This window comes from Pseudomonas syringae (genome assembly GCF_021606685.1).
GTDB lineage: Bacteria > Pseudomonadota > Gammaproteobacteria > Pseudomonadales > Pseudomonadaceae > Aquipseudomonas > Aquipseudomonas syringae_R.
The window spans coordinates 1-21,810 of the sequence record NZ_WKCB01000088.1 but is presented as its reverse complement, the minus strand read 5'-3'; the positions used below and the strand labels follow the sequence as shown (position 1 = coordinate 21,810).

At 61.0% G+C, this 21,810-nt stretch carries 21 protein-coding genes; 9 read left to right on the top strand and 12 right to left on the bottom strand.

All coding sequences use genetic code 11. From position 1 onward, the window contains the following. Positions 1 to 208, bottom strand: a 208-nt coding sequence (locus tag GIW02_RS23580) for a hypothetical protein (protein ID WP_236422104.1), incomplete at its 3' end; no start/stop codon positions are given. Between GIW02_RS23580 and GIW02_RS23575 the strand changes: the two genes are divergently transcribed. After that, positions 207 to 1,550, top strand: coding sequence for an imelysin family protein (locus GIW02_RS23575; protein WP_236412897.1), 1,344 nt, complete (start codon positions 207 to 209; stop codon positions 1,548 to 1,550). The two genes, GIW02_RS23580 and GIW02_RS23575, sit on opposite strands and share 2 nt — an antisense overlap. 78 nt (positions 1,551 to 1,628) lie before the next feature. Here GIW02_RS23575 and GIW02_RS23570 read toward each other — a convergent pair whose 3' ends face one another. Beyond that, entirely contained in the window at positions 1,629 to 5,852 is a 4,224-nt protein-coding gene (locus GIW02_RS23570) for a dermonecrotic toxin domain-containing protein (protein WP_236412899.1), read from the bottom strand. Positions 5,853 to 5,939: 87 nt separating this feature from the next. On the opposite strand from GIW02_RS23570, the gene GIW02_RS23565 reads away from it, so the two are divergent. Then, complete coding sequence (locus tag GIW02_RS23565; RefSeq protein ID WP_236412901.1) at positions 5,940 to 7,394, top strand: TrkH family potassium uptake protein; 1,455 nt, start codon at positions 5,940 to 5,942, stop codon at positions 7,392 to 7,394. Here the strand turns inward: GIW02_RS23565 and GIW02_RS23560 are convergent. Continuing rightward, entirely contained in the window at positions 7,351 to 8,409 is a 1,059-nt protein-coding gene (locus GIW02_RS23560) for an AraC family transcriptional regulator (RefSeq protein ID WP_236412902.1), read from the bottom strand. The two genes, GIW02_RS23565 and GIW02_RS23560, sit on opposite strands and share 44 nt — an antisense overlap. A 161-nt stretch (positions 8,410 to 8,570) precedes the next feature. Here GIW02_RS23560 and GIW02_RS23555 point away from each other — a divergent pair, with 161 nt between their 5' ends. From GIW02_RS23555 to GIW02_RS23545, 3 genes are all read left to right on the top strand, one after another. Beyond that, positions 8,571 to 8,882 (top strand): DUF962 domain-containing protein, encoded by a 312-nt coding sequence (locus GIW02_RS23555; RefSeq protein ID WP_236412930.1) that lies wholly within the window; start codon positions 8,571 to 8,573, stop codon positions 8,880 to 8,882. 352 nt (positions 8,883 to 9,234) lie between these two features. Further along, a complete protein-coding gene (locus GIW02_RS23550) occupies positions 9,235 to 9,417 on the top strand; it encodes a hypothetical protein (RefSeq protein ID WP_236412907.1) in 183 nt (60 codons plus the stop codon). A 104-nt stretch (positions 9,418 to 9,521) separates the two neighbouring features. Continuing rightward, a complete protein-coding gene (locus tag GIW02_RS23545; RefSeq protein WP_236412909.1) occupies positions 9,522 to 10,718 on the top strand; it encodes an MFS transporter in 1,197 nt (398 codons plus the stop codon). Here GIW02_RS23545 and arfB read toward each other — a convergent pair. The 9 genes from arfB to GIW02_RS23500 form a co-directional block, all read right to left on the bottom strand. Beyond that, positions 10,715 to 11,128, bottom strand: coding sequence for an alternative ribosome rescue aminoacyl-tRNA hydrolase ArfB (gene arfB, locus GIW02_RS23540; RefSeq protein ID WP_016975416.1), 414 nt, complete (start codon positions 11,126 to 11,128; stop codon positions 10,715 to 10,717). The two genes, GIW02_RS23545 and arfB, sit on opposite strands and share 4 nt — an antisense overlap. Before the next feature lie 105 nt (positions 11,129 to 11,233). Continuing rightward, the gene (locus tag GIW02_RS23535) at positions 11,234 to 12,652 is read right to left on the bottom strand and encodes an amino acid permease (RefSeq protein ID WP_236412911.1); all 1,419 of its coding nucleotides are present in this window, start codon (positions 12,650 to 12,652) and stop codon (positions 11,234 to 11,236) included. A gap of 502 nt (positions 12,653 to 13,154) precedes the next feature. Continuing rightward, positions 13,155 to 14,093 (bottom strand): tyrosinase family protein, encoded by a 939-nt coding sequence (locus GIW02_RS23530; RefSeq protein ID WP_236412913.1) that lies wholly within the window; start codon positions 14,091 to 14,093, stop codon positions 13,155 to 13,157. A gap of 137 nt (positions 14,094 to 14,230) precedes the next feature. Then, the gene (rluB, locus tag GIW02_RS23525) at positions 14,231 to 15,442 is read right to left on the bottom strand and encodes a 23S rRNA pseudouridine(2605) synthase RluB (protein ID WP_236412915.1); all 1,212 of its coding nucleotides are present in this window, start codon (positions 15,440 to 15,442) and stop codon (positions 14,231 to 14,233) included. 233 nt (positions 15,443 to 15,675) lie between these two features. Next, positions 15,676 to 16,080, bottom strand: coding sequence for a hypothetical protein (locus GIW02_RS23520; protein WP_236412917.1), 405 nt, complete (start codon positions 16,078 to 16,080; stop codon positions 15,676 to 15,678). 140 nt (positions 16,081 to 16,220) lie between these two features. Beyond that, positions 16,221 to 17,171, bottom strand: a complete 951-nt coding sequence (gene scpB / locus GIW02_RS23515) for an SMC-Scp complex subunit ScpB (RefSeq protein WP_236412928.1) — start codon at positions 17,169 to 17,171, stop codon at positions 16,221 to 16,223. 12 nt (positions 17,172 to 17,183) lie between these two features. Then, on the bottom strand, positions 17,184 to 17,882 hold the full coding sequence (locus tag GIW02_RS23510) for a segregation and condensation protein A (protein WP_236422106.1): 699 nt from the start codon (positions 17,880 to 17,882) through the stop codon (positions 17,184 to 17,186). 120 nt (positions 17,883 to 18,002) lie between these two features. Beyond that, positions 18,003 to 18,632 (bottom strand): L-threonylcarbamoyladenylate synthase, encoded by a 630-nt coding sequence (locus tag GIW02_RS23505; RefSeq protein ID WP_236419583.1) that lies wholly within the window; start codon positions 18,630 to 18,632, stop codon positions 18,003 to 18,005. Positions 18,633 to 18,645: 13 nt separating this feature from the next. Continuing rightward, positions 18,646 to 19,509, bottom strand: coding sequence for a PHP domain-containing protein (locus GIW02_RS23500; protein WP_236419581.1), 864 nt, complete (start codon positions 19,507 to 19,509; stop codon positions 18,646 to 18,648). A gap of 87 nt (positions 19,510 to 19,596) precedes the next feature. On the opposite strand from GIW02_RS23500, the gene GIW02_RS23495 reads away from it, so the two are divergent. The 4 genes from GIW02_RS23495 to GIW02_RS23480 all read left to right on the top strand — a co-directional run bounded on the left by GIW02_RS23495 (position 19,597) and on the right by GIW02_RS23480 (position 21,693). Next, positions 19,597 to 20,193, top strand: coding sequence for a septation protein A (locus tag GIW02_RS23495; RefSeq protein ID WP_236419579.1), 597 nt, complete (start codon positions 19,597 to 19,599; stop codon positions 20,191 to 20,193). Position 20,194: 1 nt separating this feature from the next. Continuing rightward, positions 20,195 to 20,494: a YciI family protein gene (locus GIW02_RS23490; protein ID WP_236419577.1), complete on the top strand. Its 300-nt coding sequence runs from the start codon at positions 20,195 to 20,197 to the stop codon at positions 20,492 to 20,494. A gap of 106 nt (positions 20,495 to 20,600) precedes the next feature. Next, on the top strand, positions 20,601 to 21,008 hold the full coding sequence (locus tag GIW02_RS23485) for a translation initiation factor 2 (RefSeq protein WP_236419575.1): 408 nt from the start codon (positions 20,601 to 20,603) through the stop codon (positions 21,006 to 21,008). A 7-nt stretch (positions 21,009 to 21,015) separates the two neighbouring features. Then, positions 21,016 to 21,693, top strand: a complete 678-nt coding sequence (locus GIW02_RS23480; RefSeq protein WP_028617724.1) for a response regulator transcription factor — start codon at positions 21,016 to 21,018, stop codon at positions 21,691 to 21,693. The last annotated feature ends 117 nt before the right edge of the window (positions 21,694 to 21,810 follow it).

Below are 21,810 nucleotides of genomic sequence, written 5' to 3'. Positions count from 1 at the left end.
CCGTTTTCGTTGCAGGAATAGGTTCAAGACTGCTTCGCAACCTAACGCGGGCAAGCCCGCTCGCCACAGCAAGCCCCTCGCCACAGAAACGATACTGAATATTTCCCGCGTATAACCCTTTACACAAAATGCAAATCTTTCGCATTATGTCGCAGTTTTTGCGCTCCCCCGCGCGCCCTATCAACAACCGAAGCAGGATGTTCGCCATGATTCGTATGCCCCTGGCCACCGCCAGTCTGCTGGCCATTGCCATTTCTCTCGCCGGTTGCGGCGAAGGTAAAGACAAGCCCGCAGCAAACCAGGCGCCGACCCCGGCTGCCAGCACCACCGCACCAGCGGCTGCAACCCCTACCGGCCAGGTCGATGAAGCGGCCGCCAAAGCCGTGGTCGCGCATTACGCAGACATGGTGTTCGCGGTCTACAGCGATGCCGAGTCCACCGCAAAAACCCTGCAAACCGCCATCGATGCCTTCCTCGCCAAGCCGAACGACGAAACCCTGAAAGCTGCGCGTACCGCCTGGATCGCTGCGCGCGTGCCGTACCTGCAGAGTGAAGTGTTCCGTTTCGGCAACACCATCATTGACGACTGGGAAGGCCAGGTGAACGCATGGCCGCTGGACGAAGGCCTGATCGACTACGTCGACAAGTCCTACGAACACGCCCTGGGTAACCCAGGTGCCACCGCCAACATCATCGCCAACACCCAAGTGCAGGTTGGCGAAGACAAGGTCGACGTGAAGGACATCACCCCGGAAAAACTCGCCAGCCTCAATGAGCTGGGCGGTTCCGAAGCCAACGTCGCCACCGGCTACCACGCCATCGAATTCCTGCTCTGGGGCCAGGACCTGAACGGCACCGGCCCAGGCGCCGGCAACCGTCCTGCGTCGGACTACCTGACCGGCGACGGTGCCACCGGTGGCCACAACGAGCGTCGTCGTGCCTACCTGAGCGCCGTGACCCAACTGCTGGTCAGCGACCTGCAAGAAATGGTCGGCAACTGGAAACCCAACGTCGAAGACAACTACCGCGCCACCCTGGAGGCAGAACCTGCCACCGACGGCCTGCGCAAAATGTTGTTCGGCATGGGCAGCCTGTCCCTCGGCGAGCTGGCCGGTGAGCGCATGAAGGTATCCCTGGAAGCCAACTCGCCGGAAGACGAGCAGGATTGCTTCAGCGACAACACCCACAACTCGCACTTCTACGACGCCAAGGGCATCCGCAACGTCTACCTGGGCGAGTACACCCGCGTCGACGGCAGCAAAATGACCGGCGCCAGCCTGTCGTCCCTGGTGGCCAAGGCAGACCCGGCCGCTGACACCGCGTTGAAAGCCGACCTGGCTGCGACCGAAGCGAAGATCCAGGTCATGGTTGATCACGCCAACAAGGGTGAGCACTACGACCAACTGATCGCCGCGGGTAACGATGCAGGCAACCAGATCGTACGTGATGCGATTGCCGCACTGGTCAAGCAGACTGGTTCGATCGAAGCCGCTGCCGGCAAACTGGGCATCAGCGACCTGAACCCGGACAGCGCTGATCACGAGTTCTGATCCGTACGGGCCTCCCTGAAGCCGCAGTAAAAATGCCCCGACCGTTCGGGGCATTTTTTTGCCTGGCTGCCGGCCTTCTTAAATCCGGATGACGAAGATAGAGGTTGCCCCGTCAAGGCTATGGTTAATACCTCCCATCAGCGAGACAAGGTTGTTGCCACTCTGTGCCGCGCCCACCTGAGCATTTAATGAGGTACTCATTAGGAAAGGGCTGGGCGCGTTAACCCCGCTTCGACTGACCACGCCTGCAGACGTCCTTTGCAATTGCAGCCAGTACAACGTCTGACTTCCCGGCCGCCTGAACAGCAACTCGCCGGGCATAGGGTAGCTGAAGTCGAATTGATAACCATCACGGGTCAACACCTCGACCATCAGGGCCCTGAGCGATGGCCTGTCGCCATCTTTCAACGCATCCTTGAAAAGTTGCCCAATCCGATCGGTACGATAGTTCAGTTGCGAGTATTGCCTAGGCGCATCGTTGAGCAACCAATGGCCTTGGACCGTTGGCGAGGACCTGGGCAGCAACGTCATTGGCTCCCCCAGATGGGCTGGCACCACTGATGCGCCAGCACGCCAATGGCGCAAGGTCCGCTGCATCATGCTGGCTCCCCAGGCGGTCAACCCGTTCGGGTTAGCCGCGTTGAACAGCGCCCGTGCGACATTTTCCACACTGGTCGCCGTCAGCATTGGAAAAGCCTCTGCCACCGAGGCGGCCATTGTCTTTTGGAACGGCATTACCCTGGGGTTGACCCAACGACCATCCGCGGCGGCGAACGTCGCCAGGCGCGGCTGGTCGAACAGGTCCCTTATGAGCATCGACTCAAACTGCTCGTAGGTGCGCAACGACAGAGTGGGATCGCGCATGAATACCGTATTCATAGCTCGAGTCGGGACGGCACCGGGAGGCAGAATCGGAAAATAGTGTTGATCAATCTTGATGTATTCAGTGCCGATCAGCTCGGGCGGCCCGCCCACGCGCACATAAATGCCCTGCTCGGCGTGCTTGAGCTGGAGCTGGAGCTGGACAGGATCAATGGTTTGCCCCCAGTCGACGAATCGTTGCTGCGGTGGCCTCACGGGCCCTGCCTGGCTGGGCCCAGGCGTTACGTCAACCGGCGTCAGTGGCCTGCCAGGTAAGTCGACGCCCCTGAGGCGCGCCGTTAGACGCTGAGGGGTCACCATCAAAAACTGATGAAAGGGGTCAAGCGCAGTGCCCGACCTCAGGTAGTGAACCAGGCTGAGTTGAAATTCGAGTTCACGCTCACGTGGAAAGTTGAATGACTCAAACACCCGACGAACCTTGGCTTCGTCCAGAAAAGGATAGAGCTGCTTCAACTCCTCATCGGGTGACAAGCCGCCCCTCAGGCCCCTGCCAGCAGGCGAGCCCACTTCCCAGCGGCCTTTTTGATCCAGGCGGATCAGATCGTGGTGATACCGATGAGGTCTGCGCACATCCTTGATCCGCCAGGCCTGCTCGGCGCCGTCATCGATGATCGAGAACCAACGATTCTGCTCGTTCATAAAATACTCTCGGCCGCCCCCCTCCCGTAAAACACGGTAATAGATACCCTTGCCCTCCCAGCCGCTGAGCACGCGCACATCAGCAGGCTTCGTTCTCAGGGCCATCTGCGGGTTCAACCCTCGAGGCGCAGATGAAGCGACCCGTGTACCCGTGCGGGCACCGGCCCCCATGGCACCATCAATCAACGCCCCGGCAAGCTCGCCCAGAGCCCGCACAATATAATGGGCAGCCTCCTCACGGTCCCCCAGGCTGGCGGCGTCCACGGCTTTGAACACCGCGTACAGGCTTCTGACCAGGTTGATCGGAAGCATGATCTTGATCGGTAGAACGACGGTGACGATGTCGAAAACCGCAGTGGCTACCGTCACGGCAGTGTCGACATTTGTTTCGCCGGTGGTCGTCGATTGGTCGGCGGCATCGTTGATCGCAAAACTGGCCTCTACCTCATAGGCCTCCTCGAAAATGTTATCGGCGATCCTTGGCATGTTCAGCAGCGTAACGTCACCGCGCCCGTGCAAGATACTTCGGGTCCGTTTGCGCTGCGCGAGCACCACCCGCCCGAGCAGGTAGTCACGCCAAAAGCTGTTAAACGCAAAATCACTGGATAACCGATCATTCGAAAACTCATAAAAGAGCCGCCCACCCGGTGCTTGCGGCGCGTAAACCACGGTAGAACCGACACTCGAAGAGGCGGCGCGAAACAACCACACACCTCGCACTCGCTCCCCGCGCAACCTCAAGGATTGCACCACAATCCGCTGACCTTCGACGGTCTGGCGCCGATCACTGTCGACAGGCTCATCCAGCACCGCCTGAACCCAGTTGAAACCACGCGCCAGCCGGTCCGGGAGAAAGTCACCGGCGATTTTCGCCTCAATGGCATCCAGCCGTACCTGCAGTGCCAGGCATCGGGCGAAATTGCCTTTTTGCGCCAGCGCTTCGGGTGAAGCGATCAACCGATCCTTTAAAAACGCATCGTAGCGGTCACCGATATTGGCGCTACGGACCAGGTCCTTCAGCTGTTCAGGGGTCAGGGCGGTATACGCCACATCGTTGTTGTCGGTGAGTCGGGAAAAGTTGGTGAAGTTGAAGTCCAGCCCGCCCACATTTTCAAGCGCCAATTCGGTCAAGTTGCGTTTGCGATGCACCCACCTCTGCACGCTTCCTTCTACGGTTCCTGACGCAGGGGCCCCGGGCACATAGGGCCTGGTCGGCACATACGGCTCTCGCGTATGAATCACAATCGTGTCCGGGTCCACATGCAACCCAAATTGCTCCGTGAGCAGCGCACGCAGTTGCTTATTGCTGTAGGCAAGCAAGGCGGTTCTGTCACTGAACTGGGCGAGGGACAACTGCCCCTCGGACTCTGGCAGGTTGGCCAGCGCATCGCAGTAATTGCGCATCGCCGTGTGCCAGGCAAGCTTGTCGGCGTTGTCGGCCCCCTCCAGAAAGGTTTTGAGCTGAGCCTGCCCACGCTTTCCAAACCGGGCCACCAGCACGCCGTTGCTGTCGAAAGCACGCTCCAGATCGGTCGCTTGATCCAGGCTCTGCGGCAACCACGCAGGGTCTGCCCGGTCCCGCAGCACCTGATAGCGGGTGACTGTCGCGATAAAGTCCTCGTGAAGCTTGAGGCATTGGTCCTCAACGGCATGGCTGAACGGTGAGTCCAACCATTCGAGGTATTTGAATTGCTCGCTCGGCTTGCGCTCACGGTGCAAAGCCAAGCCATGGGGCTGGTCGTTTTGCGCCATCAACGCCAAGAGCCGGGTGAACTCCTGGGGATGGTTCAAGCGCCGGTGCAGTTCCCGGTCAAGGCTGGCCAGGGAGTCAAATTCCTCCAGGCCAGTATCAGGGCTGAACAACAGCACACTCCCCAGATTCATCCCCGCATGCACCGCACGCACCTGCGGCTCGTCGGGTACCTCTGCCACGACGGTGCTTTCGGCGTCCTGAGGGTCGCGGGCGGTCAGGATAAACGCGCCGTAAAGCGCTGGATGTATGCCCGCCGCGCCCTTGACAGCCAGGCCATAGACGCACGGTTTATAGCTTTCGAACGCCCGACGATCCAGCGCGCTGGGAGCGCGCAGCACCTTGTCGAACAACGCTTCGCCTGCGGCCGTGAACAGGCCATCGTTTTTGAGCAAGGCCAATTCGGTACGCAACTGTTCGATTCTTGTATCAATCAGCCGCTGTTTACGCGTGCGCACATCGCTCGAACCTTCCAGTGTGTGGCTCCAGAACGAGTGCATGAAGGCCTTGTAGCGGGCGGGCAGCTGCGTCGCCAGGCTGTCGACAAACCCATCTAACGCCTGGGCCGTCAGGGCAGGTTCGGGCTGCGGGTCGCCCCCCTCGACAGGCGCGCGCAAGAATACGGTGTCGCCGCTGGCGTAGGTGGATGCCTGGCCCGTTGCAATGCGCTGCACCACGGCATCCAGCAGCGTGGGCGGCAACGGCATGTCATCCGTGGTGGGCTGCTGCGGCTCCCGGGACTGAACATAGCCTTTGCCCACCCCGAGCTGAGGCGTCAGCTCACTGAACTGCTGATCAAACTCGGACTGCACAAAGGCCTCGAAATCAGGCTGCTTCACCAGCAACTCCATGACCTTGCGGTTCAGCCTCGACAGTTTGCGGGTCAGGGTGATCTGTGACGGCGGGTCGTTGGCAAGCAGGCGCTCCATCAACGGCGTATCGGTTAAATATTCAAACAGCATGGTGGCGATCTCGGAAGAAGTCAGAAGCCCCATGCTGAAGAACCGCACGATTGCGGGTGCGTTATACATGTGTGGACGAGCGCACACACCGCGCCGGTTTACTTGCCCTACACCCCAGGTAGAATGGCGCCTTCCCCTGTTACCCGAGCAGACTTCATGGCGTTGCCGACCCTACGCATCATCGGTTTCATTATCGGCATCTTCCTGATCACGCTCGCGATCGCCATGGTTGTGCCCATGGCCACCCTGGTGATTTTCGAACGCACCAGCGACCTGCCGTCGTTCCTGTGGGCCAGCCTGATCACCTTTATCGCCGGCCTGGCCCTGGTGATCCCCGGCCGCCCCGAACATGTGCACCTGCGCCCGCGCGACATGTACCTGCTGACCGTGACCAGCTGGGTGGTGGTGTGTGTGTTCGCCGCGCTGCCGTTTCTGCTGACCCAGCACATCAGCTACACCGACTCGTTTTTTGAAAGCATGTCCGGTATCACCGCCACCGGCTCCACGGTGTTGAGCGGCCTGGACACCATGTCACCCGGCATTCTGATGTGGCGCTCGCTGCTGCACTGGCTCGGCGGTATCGGCTTTATCGGCATGGCCGTGGCGATCCTGCCACTGCTGCGCATTGGTGGCATGCGCCTGTTCCAGACCGAATCCTCGGACCGCTCGGAAAAGGTCATGCCGCGCTCGCATATGGTGGCGCGGCTGATCGTGGCGGCCTACGTGGGCATCACCATCCTCGGCAGCCTGGCGTTCTGGTGGGCCGGCATGGGCCTGTTCGATGCGATCAACCATGCCATGTCGGCGATTTCCACCGGCGGGTTCTCGACCTCGGATGAATCCCTGGCCCACTGGAAACAACCGGCGGTGCACTGGGTAGCAGTGGTGGTGATGATCCTCGGCAGCTTGCCGTTCACCCTGTATGTGGCCACGTTGCGCGGCAACCGCCGGGCCTTGCTCAGGGACCAACAGGTACAGGGCCTGCTCGGTTTGCTGGTGGTGACCTGGCTGGTGCTCGGCACCTGGTACTGGTGGACCACCAACCTGCATTGGCTGGACGCCCTGCGCCATGTGGCATTGAACGTGACGTCGGTGGTGACTACTACCGGTTTTGCACTGGGGGACTACAGCCTGTGGGGCAACTTCTCACTGATGCTGTTCTTCTACTTGGGCTTTATCGGCGGCTGTTCGGGGTCTACGGCGGGCGGGATCAAGATCTTCCGCTTCCAGGTCGCCTACATCCTGCTCAAGGCCAACTTGAATCAGCTGATTCACCCCCGCGCGGTGATCAAGCAGAAGTACAACGGCCACCGCCTCGACGAAGAAATCGTGCGTTCGATCCTGACCTTCTCGTTTTTCTTCGCCATTACCATCTGTGCTATCGCCCTGGCCCTGTCGCTGCTGGGCCTGGACTGGATGACCGCGCTGACCGGCGCCGCCAGTACTGTGTCCGGCGTCGGCCCGGGGTTGGGCGAAACCATCGGCCCGGCGGGCAACTTCTCCAGCCTGCCGGATGCGGCCAAGTGGATCCTGTCCCTGGGCATGCTGCTGGGTCGGCTGGAAATCATTACAGTCTTTGTTCTGTGCATCCCGGCATTTTGGCGTCACTGACCGTCGACGCTTCCAGCAACCGCGCCCGGTACTCGCCGGGCGTGGCATCGAACCAACGGCGAAACGCGCGAAAGAAGTTGCTCGGGTCGGCAAAGCCCAACAGATAAGCGATTTCCAGCAGGGTCATGCTCGGCTGCGCCAAGTACTGTTCGGCCAATTCGCGGCGGGTGTCATCGAGCAGGGTCTGGAAACTGGTGCCCTCCTCCTGCAAGCGCCGCTGCAAGGTGCGCTGGGACAGGTGCAGGGTCTGGGCCACCACCTCGCGCTTGGGTTCGCCCTGGGGTAACAGTCGGCACAGCACCTGCCGTGCCTTGTGGGTCACGCGGCTTTCCGAAAACCGCGCCAGGTATTCGCCGGCAAACCGATCATGCAGCAGCGCCATGGCCTCATTGGCGGTGGGCAGCGGCGCGTCCATGTCGGCCCGCTCGAAGATCAGCGCGTCATACGGTGCATCGAACTCCAGAGGGGCATGGAAGGCTTGCTTGTAGGGCGCCAGGTCCGCCGGTTGATCGCCTTGCAACAGCACTTTGCGCGGGTGCAGGGCGCGCCCGGTCAGCCAGCCGCACAACGCCAGGGCACTCGCCAGCGAGGCTTCGGCGCTTTGCCGGGTGGGCGGTAGATGATCGCCATGCACCGTCAGAATCAGCGCATAGCCTTCGGGTAAGAGTCTGAAACTCAAGTCAGCGCTTTCGGCGATGATGCGCTGGTAACGCACCAGCCGCATGAAACCTTCGGCCAGCGTGTTGCTGGACATCAGCGCATAACCGGCCACATGAAACGACGCCGGGCGCACCACCTTGCCCATGTTCAGGCCAATCGCCGGGTTGCCCGACAACTCCACCGCGCGCTGCCACAGGCGGGTCATGGAGTCCTGCGCAAAGCGCGCATCGGGGTCATTCAGTGCGGCGTAGTCCAGGCCCAGTTGCTTGAACAAGGCGCGGCAGTCCAGGCCGTCCATTTCCAATGCCTTGACGATGCCCATCGCCCAGCTTGCAGAAGTTGTTCGTTCGCTCATGGCGTCTTCTTAAATTAAGCAGGCTTAAACCGCAGCCAGGAAGTCAAGGATACTAAAGTGGCATCTATTGTCACTGGCCGTTACCACTGATCACTCTAGACTCAAATAAGCTCCCCGCCGAACCTCTGTTGGGCGGTACAACAATGAAAGGGCCGGTCGCCGTGGAAAATATCAAGCGATTCAACAGCTTCGCCGAGTTCTACCCGTACTACCTGGCGGAACACGCCAACAGCACATGCCGGCGCCTGCACTTTATCGGCACCACGCTGGTGATCGGCATCCTGGCGTACGCCATCGGCAGAGGGTCCTTGGGCTTGTTGTTGGCCGTGCCGATCGCCGGCTACAGCTTTGCCTGGATCGGCCACTTCTTCTTCGAAAAGAACCGCCCGGCGACCTTTCAGCACCCGTTCTACAGCTTATTGGGTGATTTTGTGATGTACCGCGACATGGTCTTGGGCAAGGTGCCGTTCTGACGACGCGACCGTTTTTACGATGAAAGTTCGTACATCCGTCGAGATTAAATTCTTTTTGTCATTTTCAGTGCTGTATCCTGCCAAGGCTTTTTGAGAGCGCGCAATCACACTGCGATTGAAAAAACAGACCTTGCGAGGAGCGACGACGATGCACGAGATACCTAATCTCCCCTTCCCAAGCCTGCACCCTACAGAGCAGCCAACACCGCAACAGGCCAGCAACCAGCAGCCTGAGACCAAAGAAGCAAAACCAGTCGACAGCAAAAGCCAGGACTGACGCCGTACCAGACCGTGTGGAAAGCGCAGCTTTAGAGCGCTTTCCACACTGCCTGAATCACCCGAGGTACCCGCCATGACCGACACTCTCCCCGATACCCCGGACACCGCCATACTCGATGCAGCCTTGCGGATGGTCGAGGTCTGGAACCGCCTCAGTGCGGACAAACAAGCCCAACTGCTCGAGCGCTTCGGCACCCAGGAAAACGCGCTGGCCGCCTTGGTCACCACGCAATTGCTGGCCCCTTCCCAACCCTGACGTCTTTTTGATCTGACGTTTTTGCGTTTTAGCGCCCTGCACCGGCCAAAGCCCCGGTATCATTAGCAGCCTATCTTTACCTGCTGCGACTGTGGACCCCTCCCATGCCAGATACCCAGCGCCCCATGGCGGTCACGCTGCAAGTTGTTTCCATCGTGTTGTTCACCTTCATCGGCTACCTGAATATCGGCATTCCGCTGGCCGTGTTGCCGGGTTATGTCCACAGTGAGCTGGGCTACGGCGCAGTGATCGCCGGGCTGGTGATCAGCGTGCAATACCTGGCCACGCTGCTGAGCCGCCCCTACGCGGGCAAAATCATCGATAACCTGGGCAGCAAGCGCGCGGTGCTGATCGGCCTGGTGGGCTGTGGCCTCAGCGGTGTGTTCATGTTGCTCGCGGCGTGGTTTTCCAGCCTGCCAGCCGTGAGCCTGGGCAGCTTGCTGATCGGCCGCCTGGTACTGGGCAGCGCGGAGAGCCTGGTGGGCTCGGGCGCTATCGGCTGGGGCATCGGCCGCGTGGGCGCAGCCAATACCGCCAAGGTCATTTCGTGGAATGGCATCGCCAGCTACGGCGCCTTAGCGGTCGGCGCGCCGCTCGGCGTGCTATTGGTCAGCCACTTGGGGCTGTGGAGCATGGGCGTGAGCATTATCCTGCTGGCGATGGTGGGCGTGCTGCTGGCCTGGAACAAGGTCGCCGCGCCGATTGTGGCCGGTGTGCGCCTGCCGTTCATGAACGTGCTGGGCCGGGTTCTGCCCCACGGGTGCGCGCTGGCCCTGGGCTCTATCGGCTTTGGCACCATCGCCACGTTCATCACGCTGTATTACACCACCCAGCACTGGGATAACGCGGTGTGGGCCCTGAGCCTGTTCGGCGCCAGCTTTATCGGTGCGCGCCTGTTGTTTGGCAACTTGATCAACCGTATCGGCGGCTTTCGCGTGGCGATTGCGTGCCTGTCGGTGGAGATCCTCGGCCTGTTGCTGCTGTGGCTGGCACCGGACGCCAACCTGGCCCTGGCCGGCGCGGCGTTGAGTGGGTTTGGTTTTTCCCTGGTGTTTCCGGCGCTGGGGGTGGAGGCGGTCAACCTGGTGCCCGCCTCCAGCCGTGGTTCGGCGGTGGGCGCCTACTCACTGTTTATCGACCTGTCACTGGGCATTACCGGGCCGTTGGCCGGGGCGGTCGCGGCGGGTTTCGGCTTTGCCTCGATCTTCCTGTTCGCCGCCCTCGCCGCCCTCGGTGGTTTGCTGCTGAGCGTCTACCTGTACCGCCAGGCACCCCAGGCCCGTGAAGCACGCGGCGACTAAAAGTCGACCTTGCCGCGCCCGGCCTTGATGCTGCCGCGCTTGGTCTTGGATTCCAGCCGGCGCTTTTTCGAGCCCAGGGTGGGCTTGGTCGGGCGGCGTTTCTTCTCGACCTTGGTGGCACTGAGGATCAGTTCCACCAGGCGCTCCAATGCATCCGCGCGATTCTGCTCCTGGGTCCGATATTGCTGAGCCTTGAGCACCAACACGCCTTCACTGGTGATACGGCTGTCGCGCAGCGCCAGCAGTCGCTCCTTGTAGAACTCCGGCAGCGACGACGCGGGGATATCAAACCGCAGGTGCACGGCACTCGACACCTTGTTGACGTTCTGCCCACCAGCGCCCTGCGCGCGGATGGCGGTCAGCTCGATCTCGGCATCGGGCAAGTGCACGTTGTTGGAAATTACCAGCATCAATCAAAAACCTTAGGCAACGGACATAACGAGGCACGAGTCTAACCCGTCGGCGCCCACAAAAAACCCGGCATGGCGCCGGGTTTCCTGTTTACGTCAGCCGGGTTACTTCACCGCACTCGCCGCCGTCAACGCCGCTTCTGCACTGCGCTTGTTCTTGACCCAATAACACACCGCCATAAACGCCACCCACACCGGGATCGCATACACCGACAGCTGGATCCCCGGGATCATCAGCATGATCACCAGGATAAACACCACGAACGCCAGGCAGACGTAGTTGCCGTACGGGTACCACAATGCCTTGAACAGCGGCACCTGGCCGGTGCGGTTCATGTGCTGGCGGAACTTGAGATGGGAGAAGCTGATCATCGCCCAGTTGATCACCAACGTGGCCACCACCAGCGACATCAGCAGTTCCAGCGCGTGTTGGGGGATGAAGTAGTTCATCAACACCGCCACCAGCGTCACCGCCGCCGACGCGAGGATCGAACGCACCGGCACGCCGCGCTTGTCGATCTTCGCCAGGGCTTTGGGCGCATCACCCTGCTCGGCCATGCCCAACAGCATGCGGCTGTTGCAGTAGGTGCCGCTGTTGTACACCGACAGCGCCGCCGTCAGCACCACGAAGTTGAGGATATGCGCAGCGGTATTGCTGCCCAGCATCGAGAACACCTGCACGAACGGGCTGCCGCTGTAGGCATCGCCGGACGCGTTGAGGGTGGCCAGCAGGCTGTCCCACGGCGTCAGCGACAACAGCACCACCAGCGCGCCGATGTAGAAAATCAGGATGCGGTAGATCACCTGGTTGATCGCTTTCGGGATCACGGTGCGTGGCTGATCGGCTTCGGCGGCGGTAAAGCCGAGCATTTCCAGGCCGCCGAAGGAGAACATGATGATCGCCATGGCCATCACCAGGCCGCCCACGCCATGGGGGAAGAAGCCGCCGTGTTCCCACAGGTTGCTGACCGAAGCCTGCGGGCCGCCGCTGCCGCTGACCAGCAGGTAACTGCCCAGGGCGATCATGCCGACAATCGCGACCACCTTGATGATGGCAAACCAGAACTCGGCCTCACCGAAGACTTTGACGTTGGCCAGGTTGATCAAGTTGATCAGCACGAAGAAGGCCGCCGCCGACACCCAGGTCGGGATCTCGGGCCACCAGTAGTGCACGTATTTGCCGACGGCCGTCAGCTCTGACATGCCCACCAGGATGTACAGGATCCAGCAGTTCCAGCCCGACAAAAAGCCGGCGAAACCGCCCCAGTACTTGTGCGCAAAGTGGCTGAAAGAGCCGGCGACCGGCTCTTCGACGATCATTTCGCCGAGTTGGCGCATGATCATGAAGGCGATAAAGCCGCAAATGGCATACCCCAGGATCATCGACGGGCCGGCGGATTTGAGCACCCCGGCCGAGCCCAGGAACAGGCCGGTGCCGATGGCGCCGCCGAGGGCGATCAACTGGATATGCCGATTTTTCAGGCCGCGTTTCAGCTCGCCTGAAGGGGAATGGGGTCCACTCATGAAAAGGATCTCACGCAAGGTTTGATGATGTTGAATGCACGTTGCTGCCTTGAATCTCGACTCAAGCAGCGCCGCTCAAACCCCAGCGCAGGCACCAGGAGTACAGTGTCTTTCTAACGGTCATGCGTCACCTGTTTGTTTTTATCTGTGACGAAATCGAACCCGCCTGGCTCGTGGCCAGGCGGAGTGATCAGGGTGGATAAACCCTGAGGTCTTGGCCTTTTGCGTGGTTACGCAAGGGGGTCACAGTAAAACGCGGCGCATTGTACACCGCACGACAGCTTGGGGCCGAGCCCGCAGAGGGGCTGCGACGAGCTGTCAGCTATTCCTTACAGCCTGACGACCCTCAGCAATGTGGGAAGTTTTTCGTAAAATTATCGTTACAGCGTGGAAAACAGGCGTTACAGCCGTCAACGGACGACAACGTGCATCTGTAAATCTTCTACAAAATATCGCCGTCATTGAGGTGTTTTTTCTTCATGAAAAACAGCCGCATCCAAAATTATCGTGAACCCTCTTCGCAGCTCTGCGGTACGCAGGCGGCCGTAGCGGTGGAGTCGGCCGTAGCGGCGGAGGCGAACACACCGTAGGTGTAATCCAGCGCTTCAGAGTTGATCACTTGACCGACGGTCCACGTCCCGGGCCAAGGCGCTGGATTTTCCGCGGCGTTGAAGACCAGCGTGGCGTCACGGTCCAGCCCTGGAGCCCCGGATATCGGCTCATACGGCGCAGAGGTCGGATGCTGGCGTTTCCAGCGCTCCCACAGCAGATCGAGGTAGCAGTGGTGCAGGAAAAACACGGGATCGTTGGGTGACGTAGACATCGACATGTTACCGCCCACCCAGCGATGTACGGGGTCATGCAATATGCCTTCGCAATAATTGACCCAACTGTCCGGGCCTGGCGAATAGGGGGTCTTGGCGAGTGCGGTCAGCACCTGTTCGGAATCCGGGAGGTGCGCGCCGGGCTCTGAGCCCAGTTCGCGACGCAAGCCGCCGTCGCCCGACTCAAGGTCCCAGACACGGACATCAAAGCGCCCGCGCTCGGAAGCGAAAATCCCCGACGTGACGCGCTGGTTCTGGGCGGCATCGCCATTGCCGCCTATAAATCCCGGGGTAAAGGGGTTGCTCGGGCCTTCCATCGACCAGTCCCAGAACGGCAACGTGAGGCTCGTATCGCCGACGGCGCGTTGCAGGTCCTGTTCAAACTGGCGCAGAAACACCCGGTGCCATGGGAAAAACAAGGGCGAGCGATGAGGCATCGGCATGAAGGCGCCAGGCCCGCCCATGGCACTGCGGTGCACCTGCACGTAATCGTCATAACGCATTTGGCGGCCGGGGCGCAGCACACTCTCGACTTCGTTTTTCAGCAACAAGATGGCATTGATCAGAACGTCTTTTTTGTCACGGCTCATGTGACGGTGATTGATGCGGATATCCATGGAGCAACCTCAATGGCGAGTGGGTGAGATGCTCACTCTAAAGCGCCCATTGCGCTGTCCAGCGGTAACTGTCTAGTGCGCAGAACGCAAAAAAAAACGCCAACCCGAGGGTTGGCGTTTTTTATACAGCGGCTAAATCACTGCGGCTTTTTGCGACCAAAACCAGGACGCTGGCCCGAACCGGCCGGGGCGCCACGGCGCTTGCCCGACGGCTCGTCGGCGACCAGTTTCGGGCCGGGGCGCTTGTTCGCCGCCGGCTTGGCTGGACGCTTGGTGCTGGCATTGTCGGCTGGGCGATCCGCTTCTCCACGGTTGCTGCGACCACCGGCTGGCGCAGGACGCGGTGTGCGGGGTGCACGCTCGCCTTCCTGACGCGACGGCGCCGTTGGGCGACGCTCGCCTTCGATGTGCGGCTCGCGGGAAATACGCCCACCGGTAGCGGGTGCATTCAGCGCCGGGCGCACCGTGCGGGCAACACGCTCGGTACGCGCCACAGGACGCGACGATTTACGCTGCATACGCTCAAGCTTGTCTTTGCTCTTGGCGTTCATCTGCGGCATTGCGACCGGCGTCAGGCCAACTTCGGCACTGAGGATGTCGACTTCGTACTGGCTCATTTCGCGCCAGCGGCCCATCGGCAGGTCGGAGTTGAGGAACACCGGGCCGAAGCGCACGCGCTTCAGGCGGCTGACCACCAGGCCCTGGGATTCCCACAGGCGACGTACTTCACGGTTACGGCCTTCCATCACCACGCAGTGGTACCAGTGGTTGAAGCCTTCACCACCTGGCGCCTGCTTGATGTCGGTGAACTTGGCCGGGCCATCTTCCAGCACCACGCCGGCCTTGAGGCGCTCGATCATCTCGTCATCGACTTCACCGCGTACACGCACAGCGTACTCACGGTCCATCTCGTAGGACGGGTGCATCAGGCGGTTGGCCAGCTCACCGTCGGTGGTGAACATCAGCAAGCCGGTAGTGTTGATGTCCAGGCGGCCGATGTTGATCCAGCGGCCTTCTTTGGGCTTGGGCATCTTGTCGAACACGGTTGGACGGCCTTCCGGGTCGTCACGGGTGCAGATCTCGCCATCGGGCTTGTTGTACATGATGACGCGGCGCACCGATTCGGCGGCCTCTTCACGCTTGATGACCTTGCCATCAATGGTGATTGCATCGTGCAGGTCGACGCGCTGGCCGAGGGTGGCCTCGACGCCGTTGACCTTGATGCGCTTCTGGGTGATCCAGGCTTCGACGTCGCGGCGCGAGCCCACGCCGATACGCGCCAGCACCTTCTGCAGTTTTTCGCCTGCAGGGCCGATTTCCTGGCTGTCGTTCTGGTCTTGGTCGTTCATATTAAGCACCTCCCGGTGGGTCGATTCAGGCGTGGCCTGAAGAGTGTTGAAAGCGGGGCTTTGGGCAAATAGGTTGCCAAAGGGCCGCGAATCATACGCGTATGAAGCGCGTTGCGCATCAGAGACTAGTCGATAAGCGCCAAGTCGTGAGTATTTCCGCTGGCCGGTGGTGCCGGCACCACAGGCCGCGTGGCGATAGGGCCACCTTGCACTTAGCGGCCCGGTGGCGTCTGTCAGGGAAGGGGTTTGACGATGAATACGCTGCCTTCTTTGGACAACTTGCCCTGCCAGGCTTTGCCGGCACAGTCGAGCTTCACCCACACGGGGATGGTGGTACCGTCATCGTCTTTGAATTCCGTGGGCTTGCACCCCGGCCTCACTGACAGTTGGTTCTTGCTGCCAATGTCCAACGCCACCGTCGAGCCAGGCCGATAGTAAACGGGACGTTCTACGCCGGTTGGGCCCGTACTCAGACCGATAGCACCGGTGGGTGGGGCGCCGGCGATAATCTGCACGCTGACATCACCACTCAACGGGGCATAAGGTGCCGCAATGGCCTGACCTGCCGATAAGACCGCCGCGCTGATCACGGCCATCACGCCCAGTGAAGAAGCGAAACGTCGATAAGTGCTTTTCATAATTGCCATCCATTTCAAAATGAAGGGATTACGACCACCACGAATGAAACGGCACAGGCGCGATGACGTTCAGCAAGTAAACGCCGGAGGGGAAAACCCGACAACTGTCAGAGTTAACAGGTAGAGCCCCTGCAGAGGCCTCAGGGTTCAAACGAACGACGCTCATTCTCGATGGCTTCGGCCAGGGCGCGGGCTTCGTCTTCTTCGTCGCTCAGCGGCGGTTGTTCGAGGGCGGCGACGGCGGCCAGGAGTTTTTCGCGGGCTTGGGCCACGCCGAGGATGTCTTCCTCGGGCTCCGGCTCCGGCTCCGGCTCCGGCTCCGGTTCAGGCTCGGGGTCCGCGTCAATGCTCTCCTGGCTTTCAGGCTCGGTCGCAGCGTCACGCAGCAAATCATCAAAGTCGGTCTTGATGCCCTGCTCCATATCGTCCAGTTCGAGCAACAACGTATGGAAACTGGTCTCGTCCTTGGGCTCTTCCGGCTCGGCGCTGGCGTCGGCCAGTTCCTGCAGGCTGGCCGGGACCGGGGCGTCGTCGAAATCGAGCACCGGCTCGGCTTCCATCTCGCGCAGTTCGGCGAGCGGCGGCAGGTCATCAAGGTTCTTCAGGTTGAAATGGTCGAGAAACACCTTGGTGGTGGCGAACATCGCCGGTTTGCCGGGCACATCGCGATAACCGACGATACGGATCCATTCGCGCTCCAGCAGCGTTTTGACGATATGGCTGTTGACCGCCACACCGCGCACATCCTCGATCTCGCCACGGGTGATCGGCTGGCGATAGGCAATCAGCGCCATGGTTTCCAGCATCGCCCGTGAATAACGCTGCGGGCGTTCTTCCCACAAACGGCCCACCCATGGGGAAAACTTCTCACGGATTTGCAGGCGATAACCCGACGCCACCTCGCGCAGCTCGAAGGCACGGCCATCGCAGGACTTGCGCAAAATCTCCAGCGCCTTCTTGAACACCGGCGGCTCAGGGCGCTCGGCCTCTTCAAACAGTTCGAACAGGCGTTCCAGCGATTGCGGTTTACCCGAGGCCAGGAGAAAGGCTTCCAGCAGCGGCGCCAGTTCGCGGGGTTCAGTCAGATTCATCGATTCAGCTCTTTATTCGGCTCGCGCCCGCACGTGGATAGCCGCAAAAGGCTCATTCTGGACCAGCTCGACCAAGGACTCCTTGACCAGCTCAAGGACCGCCATAAAGGTCACCACCACCCCCAGGCGCCCCTCCTCTGCCGTGAACAACTCGACAAACGGCACAAACCCGCCGCCCTTGAGGCGCTCCAGCACGTCGCTCATGCGTTCGCGGGTCGACAGCGCCTCGCGGCTGACCTGGTGGTGTTCAAACATGTCGCCACGGCGCAGCACCTCGGCCATGGACATCAACAATTCTTCCAGACTCACATCCGGCAACAGCTTGCGCGCGCGGGCTTCGGGGGCGTCGAGCTTGGGTACCACCACATCGCGGCCCACGCGGCTCAAGCCGTCGATGCCTTCGGCGGCGGCCTTGAAGCGTTCGTACTCTTGCAAGCGACGGATCAGTTCGGCGCGGGGGTCGTCTTCTTCGGCTTCGATGGTTTCCGAGCGCGGCAGCAGCATGCGCGACTTGATCTCGGCGAGCATCGCGGCCATCACCAGGTACTCGGCGGCCAGCTCCAGGCGCACCGACTGCATCAACTCGACATAACCCATGTACTGGCGGGTAATTTCCGCCACCGGGATGTCGAGGATGTTGATGTTCTGCTTGCGGATCAGGTACAGCAGCAAGTCCAGCGGGCCTTCAAAGGCTTCAAGGAAGACCTCCAGGGCGTCCGGCGGAATGTACAGGTCCAGGGGCATTTCCATGACCGCCTGGCCGTAGACCATGGCAAACGGCAGCTCCTGCTGGGCGCCCGCCTGGGGATCGACGGTTTCCACGGCCGACATTCAGGCCTCGACCATGAACGGCGCCGGGTCACCGCAACCCACGCGGATCACCTCGGGCTCGCCGTCTGCCAGGTTGATCACGGTGGAGGCCTTGCCGCCGCCGAAACCGCCATCGATGATCAGGTCCACCTGCTTTTCCAGCAGCTGGCGCATCTCGTACGGGTCTTCCAGCGGTTCGCTATCGCCGGGCATGATCAGCGACACGCTCATCAGCGGTTCACCCAGCTCAGCCAGCAAGGCCAGGGCAATCGGGTGCTCCGGCACGCGCAGGCCGATGGTGCGCTTCTTGGGGTGCAACAGCAGGCGCGGCACCTCGCGGGTGGCGTTCAGAATAAAGGTGTAGGGGCCCGGCGTGTGGGCCTTGAGCAGGCGGAAGGTTCCGGTGTCGACCTTGGCAAACAGGCCGAGCTGGGACAAGTCGCTGCAGATCAGCGCGAAGTTGTGCTTGTCGTCCAACTGGCGCAAGCGTCTTACACGCTCGACCGCGCCCTTGTCGCCGATCTGGCAACCAATGGCGTAGGACGAATCGGTTGGGTAGATCACCACGCCACCGGCGCGAATGATCTCTACGGCCTGTTTAATCAGGCGCGCCTGGGGGTTTTCCGGATGAATCTGGAAGAATTGACTCACGTGTTCTACCTGTTCAGACGGTGGCAATAATGGGGTCATGCTTGAATCGCCCCCACAAGAGCGGCAAATCTTCCGGGACCTGGCGGTACTCGCCGATCTCGGACCAGCCGCCTGGGCCATGAAAGTCACTGCCGGCGCTGACCAGCAGACCAAATTCGCGGGCAAGAATCGCCAGGCTGCCAACCTGTTCAGCAGGTTGATGCCCGTTGACCACTTCGATTGCGTGGCCGCCCGCTCCAATATAGTCGCCAATCAGCTTGCGACGTTTGCTGCGGGTGAAATCGTAATGCCAGGGATGCGCCAGGCTGACCCAGGCATTGGAGGCTCGCAGGGTCTGGACAGTGTCTTCCAGGGTCGGCCAGTGCTGCTTCACGTCCCCCAATTTGCCGGCACCCAGCCATTTGCGGAAAGCTTCGGCGCGGTCTTTGACAAACCCTTCGCGCACCATCCAGTCGGCGAAGTGCGGACGGGCCGGTGCGTTGCCACTGTCACCCAGTTCCTGCTGAATGGCGCGAGCGCCCTCAAGCGCGTTGGGCATGCCTTTAAGGCTGAGTTTGCGGCTTATTTCTTCGGACCGCAGCCAGCGGCCATCGTGCAATTGCGCAATTGCCGCCACCAAAGGCGCTGCGTGTTGATCAAAACCGTAGCCGAGCACGTGGATGGTCGCGCCACCCCAGGTGCAGGACAATTCCACCCCATTGACCAGCTGCATGCCCAATGAATGGGCAGCCGTACGCGCCTCATCGAGGCCTTCAAGGGTGTCGTGGTCGGTCAACGCCAGGACTCGCACGCCTTTTTCAAACGCACGCGCAACCAGTACCGCGGGCGCCAGGGCACCGTCGGAGGCCGTGCTGTGGCAGTGCAAATCAACATTCACGGGAGTGTGTAACCTCAAGTCAGCTGGCGCTTTCGCTACCAAGGATGTTTGTTATTATGCCGCCACATCCAGCTTCTGGCTCTTACTGTGAAACAATTCATCGACTTCATCCCGTTGTTGCTGTTTTTCATCGTTTACAAACTCGACCCTCGGGTCGTCGATATCGCAGGCCATGAGCTGACGGTCGGAGGCATCTACAGCGCCACCGCCGTGCTCATCATCAGCTCCCTGGTGGTCTACGGTGCCCTCTTCATCTCCCAGCGCAAACTGGAAAAAAGCCAATGGCTGACCCTGGTCGCGTGCCTGGTCTTCGGCAGCCTGACCCTGGCCTTTCACAGCGAAACCTTCCTTAAATGGAAAGCCCCGGTGGTGAACTGGCTGTTCGCCCTGGCGTTTATCGGCAGCCACTTTATCGGTGACCGCCTGCTGATCAAGCGGATCATGGGCCATGCCCTGACCCTGCCGGAGCCGGTCTGGACCCGTCTGAACGTGGCCTGGATCGTGTTCTTCCTGTTCTGCGGCGCGGCCAACCTGTTCGTGGCCTTTACCTTCCAGGACTACTGGGTCGACTTCAAAGTCTTCGGCAGCCTGGGCATGACCGTGCTGTTCCTGGTTGGCCAGGGTATCTACCTGTCGCGCCACCTGCATGACACCGACCCTACCACGCCGAAAACCGAGGACTGACATGCTCTACGCCATCATTGCCACCGACGTTGCCAACTCGCTGGAAAAACGCCTCTCCGTGCGCCCGGCCCACGTTGAGCGCCTGAAAGTGCTGCAAGCCCAAGGCCGCATCGTACTTGCTGGCCCGCACCCGGCCGTGGACAGCAACGACCCGGGCGACGCCGGTTTCACCGGTAGCCTGATCGTCGCCGAATTCGCCTCCCTGGCCGATGCCCAGGCCTGGGCCAAGGCCGACCCTTATGTCGCGGCGGGCGTTTACGCCGATGTCGTGATCAAACCGTTCAAGCAAGTCCTGCCTTGACCCAGGCTGCGCCGAACCTATTACGTTCGGCGCACTCCTAATTGCTCATTATTCTCGGTAACCTGCCGACAACATTCTGAATATTCGTGTGGAATCAGGAGTTCCGATGCGCTTACGTCAGTTGTGTCTGTTGGCAATGTTAATGATCGGGGCTACGGCCCATGCTGAAGAAACCTCGAACACCGGCAGTTCCACGCCCCTGTCCTTGAGTGCCGGCGCCCAGATCACCGAGTTGCAGCAACGCTTGAAAGAAAGCGAACGGCAACGTGAAGAACTGAGCAAGCAACTGCAAAGCGCGGACGCCACCCGCGAAAGCGCGCAATTGAGTCGCCTTCGCCAAGAGAACCAACGCCTGGCCCAGCAGCTCAAAGATATGCAGGGCGGTGCCTTGACCCGATGGCTGACCGAGCAACAACAATGGTTTGTCACCGGCGCGGCCGTCGCACTGATCGCCTTGCTGTGCGGGATCTTCGCCAGCGGTGGGCACCGTCGCCGTCGACAATGGCTAAATTGAGTGAGTCATGAGCGAGCTGTTACTGATAGATGATGACCAGGAGCTCTGCGAGCTGCTGACCAGTTGGTTGAGCCAGGAAGGTTTCCAGGTGCGCGCCTGCCACGATGGTTTGAGCGCCCGCAAAGCTTTGGCTGACAGCGCACCGGCGGCCGTAGTGCTGGACGTGATGCTGCCCGACGGCAGTGGTCTGGAGCTGCTCAAGCAATTGCGCAACGACCACCCGGAGCTGCCCGTGCTGATGCTTTCGGCCCGAGGCGAACCGCTGGACCGTATCCTCGGCCTGGAACTGGGCGCCGATGATTACCTGGCCAAACCCTGCGACCCGCGCGAGCTGACCGCCCGCCTGCGCGCGGTATTGCGCCGCAGCCACCCCGCCGCCGTGTCCACCCAGCTGGAGTTGGGCGACCTGTGCTTCAGCCCGGTGCGCGGCGTAGTCAGCATCGATGAGCAGGAATTCACCCTCACCGTCTCCGAAAGCCGCCTGCTGGAAGCCCTGCTGCGCCAGCCCGGCGAGCCGCTGGACAAACAGGAACTGGCGCAGATCGCCCTGGGCCGCAAGCTCACCCTGTACGACCGCAGCCTGGACATGCACGTGAGCAACCTGCGCAAGAAGATCGGCCCGCACCCCGACGGCCGCCCACGGATCGTGGCGCTGCGCAGTCGTGGTTACTACTACAGCCTTTAAGCGCTGCGCCAAAACCCTGTGGGGGCTGGCTTGTGTGGGAGCGGGCTTGCTCGCGAATGCGGTGGGTCAGCTAGCACATGCTCAGACTGACCCACCGCATTCGCGAGCAAGCCCGCT

Coding starts and splice junctions, on each gene's coding strand:
- GIW02_RS23575 (WP_236412897.1), top strand. CDS start 207: ATGATTCGTATGCCCCTGGCCACCGCCAGTCTGCTGGCCATTGCCATT.
- GIW02_RS23570 (WP_236412899.1), bottom strand. CDS start 5,852: ATGTATAACGCACCCGCAATCGTGCGGTTCTTCAGCATGGGGCTTCTG.
- GIW02_RS23565 (WP_236412901.1), top strand. CDS start 5,940: ATGGCGTTGCCGACCCTACGCATCATCGGTTTCATTATCGGCATCTTC.
- GIW02_RS23560 (WP_236412902.1), bottom strand. CDS start 8,409: ATGAGCGAACGAACAACTTCTGCAAGCTGGGCGATGGGCATCGTCAAG.
- GIW02_RS23550 (WP_236412907.1), top strand. CDS start 9,235: ATGACCGACACTCTCCCCGATACCCCGGACACCGCCATACTCGATGCA.
- GIW02_RS23545 (WP_236412909.1), top strand. CDS start 9,522: ATGCCAGATACCCAGCGCCCCATGGCGGTCACGCTGCAAGTTGTTTCC.
- arfB (WP_016975416.1), bottom strand. CDS start 11,128: ATGCTGGTAATTTCCAACAACGTGCACTTGCCCGATGCCGAGATCGAG.
- GIW02_RS23535 (WP_236412911.1), bottom strand. CDS start 12,652: ATGAGTGGACCCCATTCCCCTTCAGGCGAGCTGAAACGCGGCCTGAAA.
- GIW02_RS23530 (WP_236412913.1), bottom strand. CDS start 14,093: ATGGATATCCGCATCAATCACCGTCACATGAGCCGTGACAAAAAAGAC.
- rluB (WP_236412915.1), bottom strand. CDS start 15,442: ATGAACGACCAAGACCAGAACGACAGCCAGGAAATCGGCCCTGCAGGC.
- GIW02_RS23520 (WP_236412917.1), bottom strand. CDS start 16,080: ATGAAAAGCACTTATCGACGTTTCGCTTCTTCACTGGGCGTGATGGCC.
- scpB (WP_236412928.1), bottom strand. CDS start 17,171: ATGAATCTGACTGAACCCCGCGAACTGGCGCCGCTGCTGGAAGCCTTT.
- GIW02_RS23490 (WP_236419577.1), top strand. CDS start 20,195: ATGCTCTACGCCATCATTGCCACCGACGTTGCCAACTCGCTGGAAAAA.
- GIW02_RS23485 (WP_236419575.1), top strand. CDS start 20,601: ATGCGCTTACGTCAGTTGTGTCTGTTGGCAATGTTAATGATCGGGGCT.
- GIW02_RS23480 (WP_028617724.1), top strand. CDS start 21,016: ATGAGCGAGCTGTTACTGATAGATGATGACCAGGAGCTCTGCGAGCTG.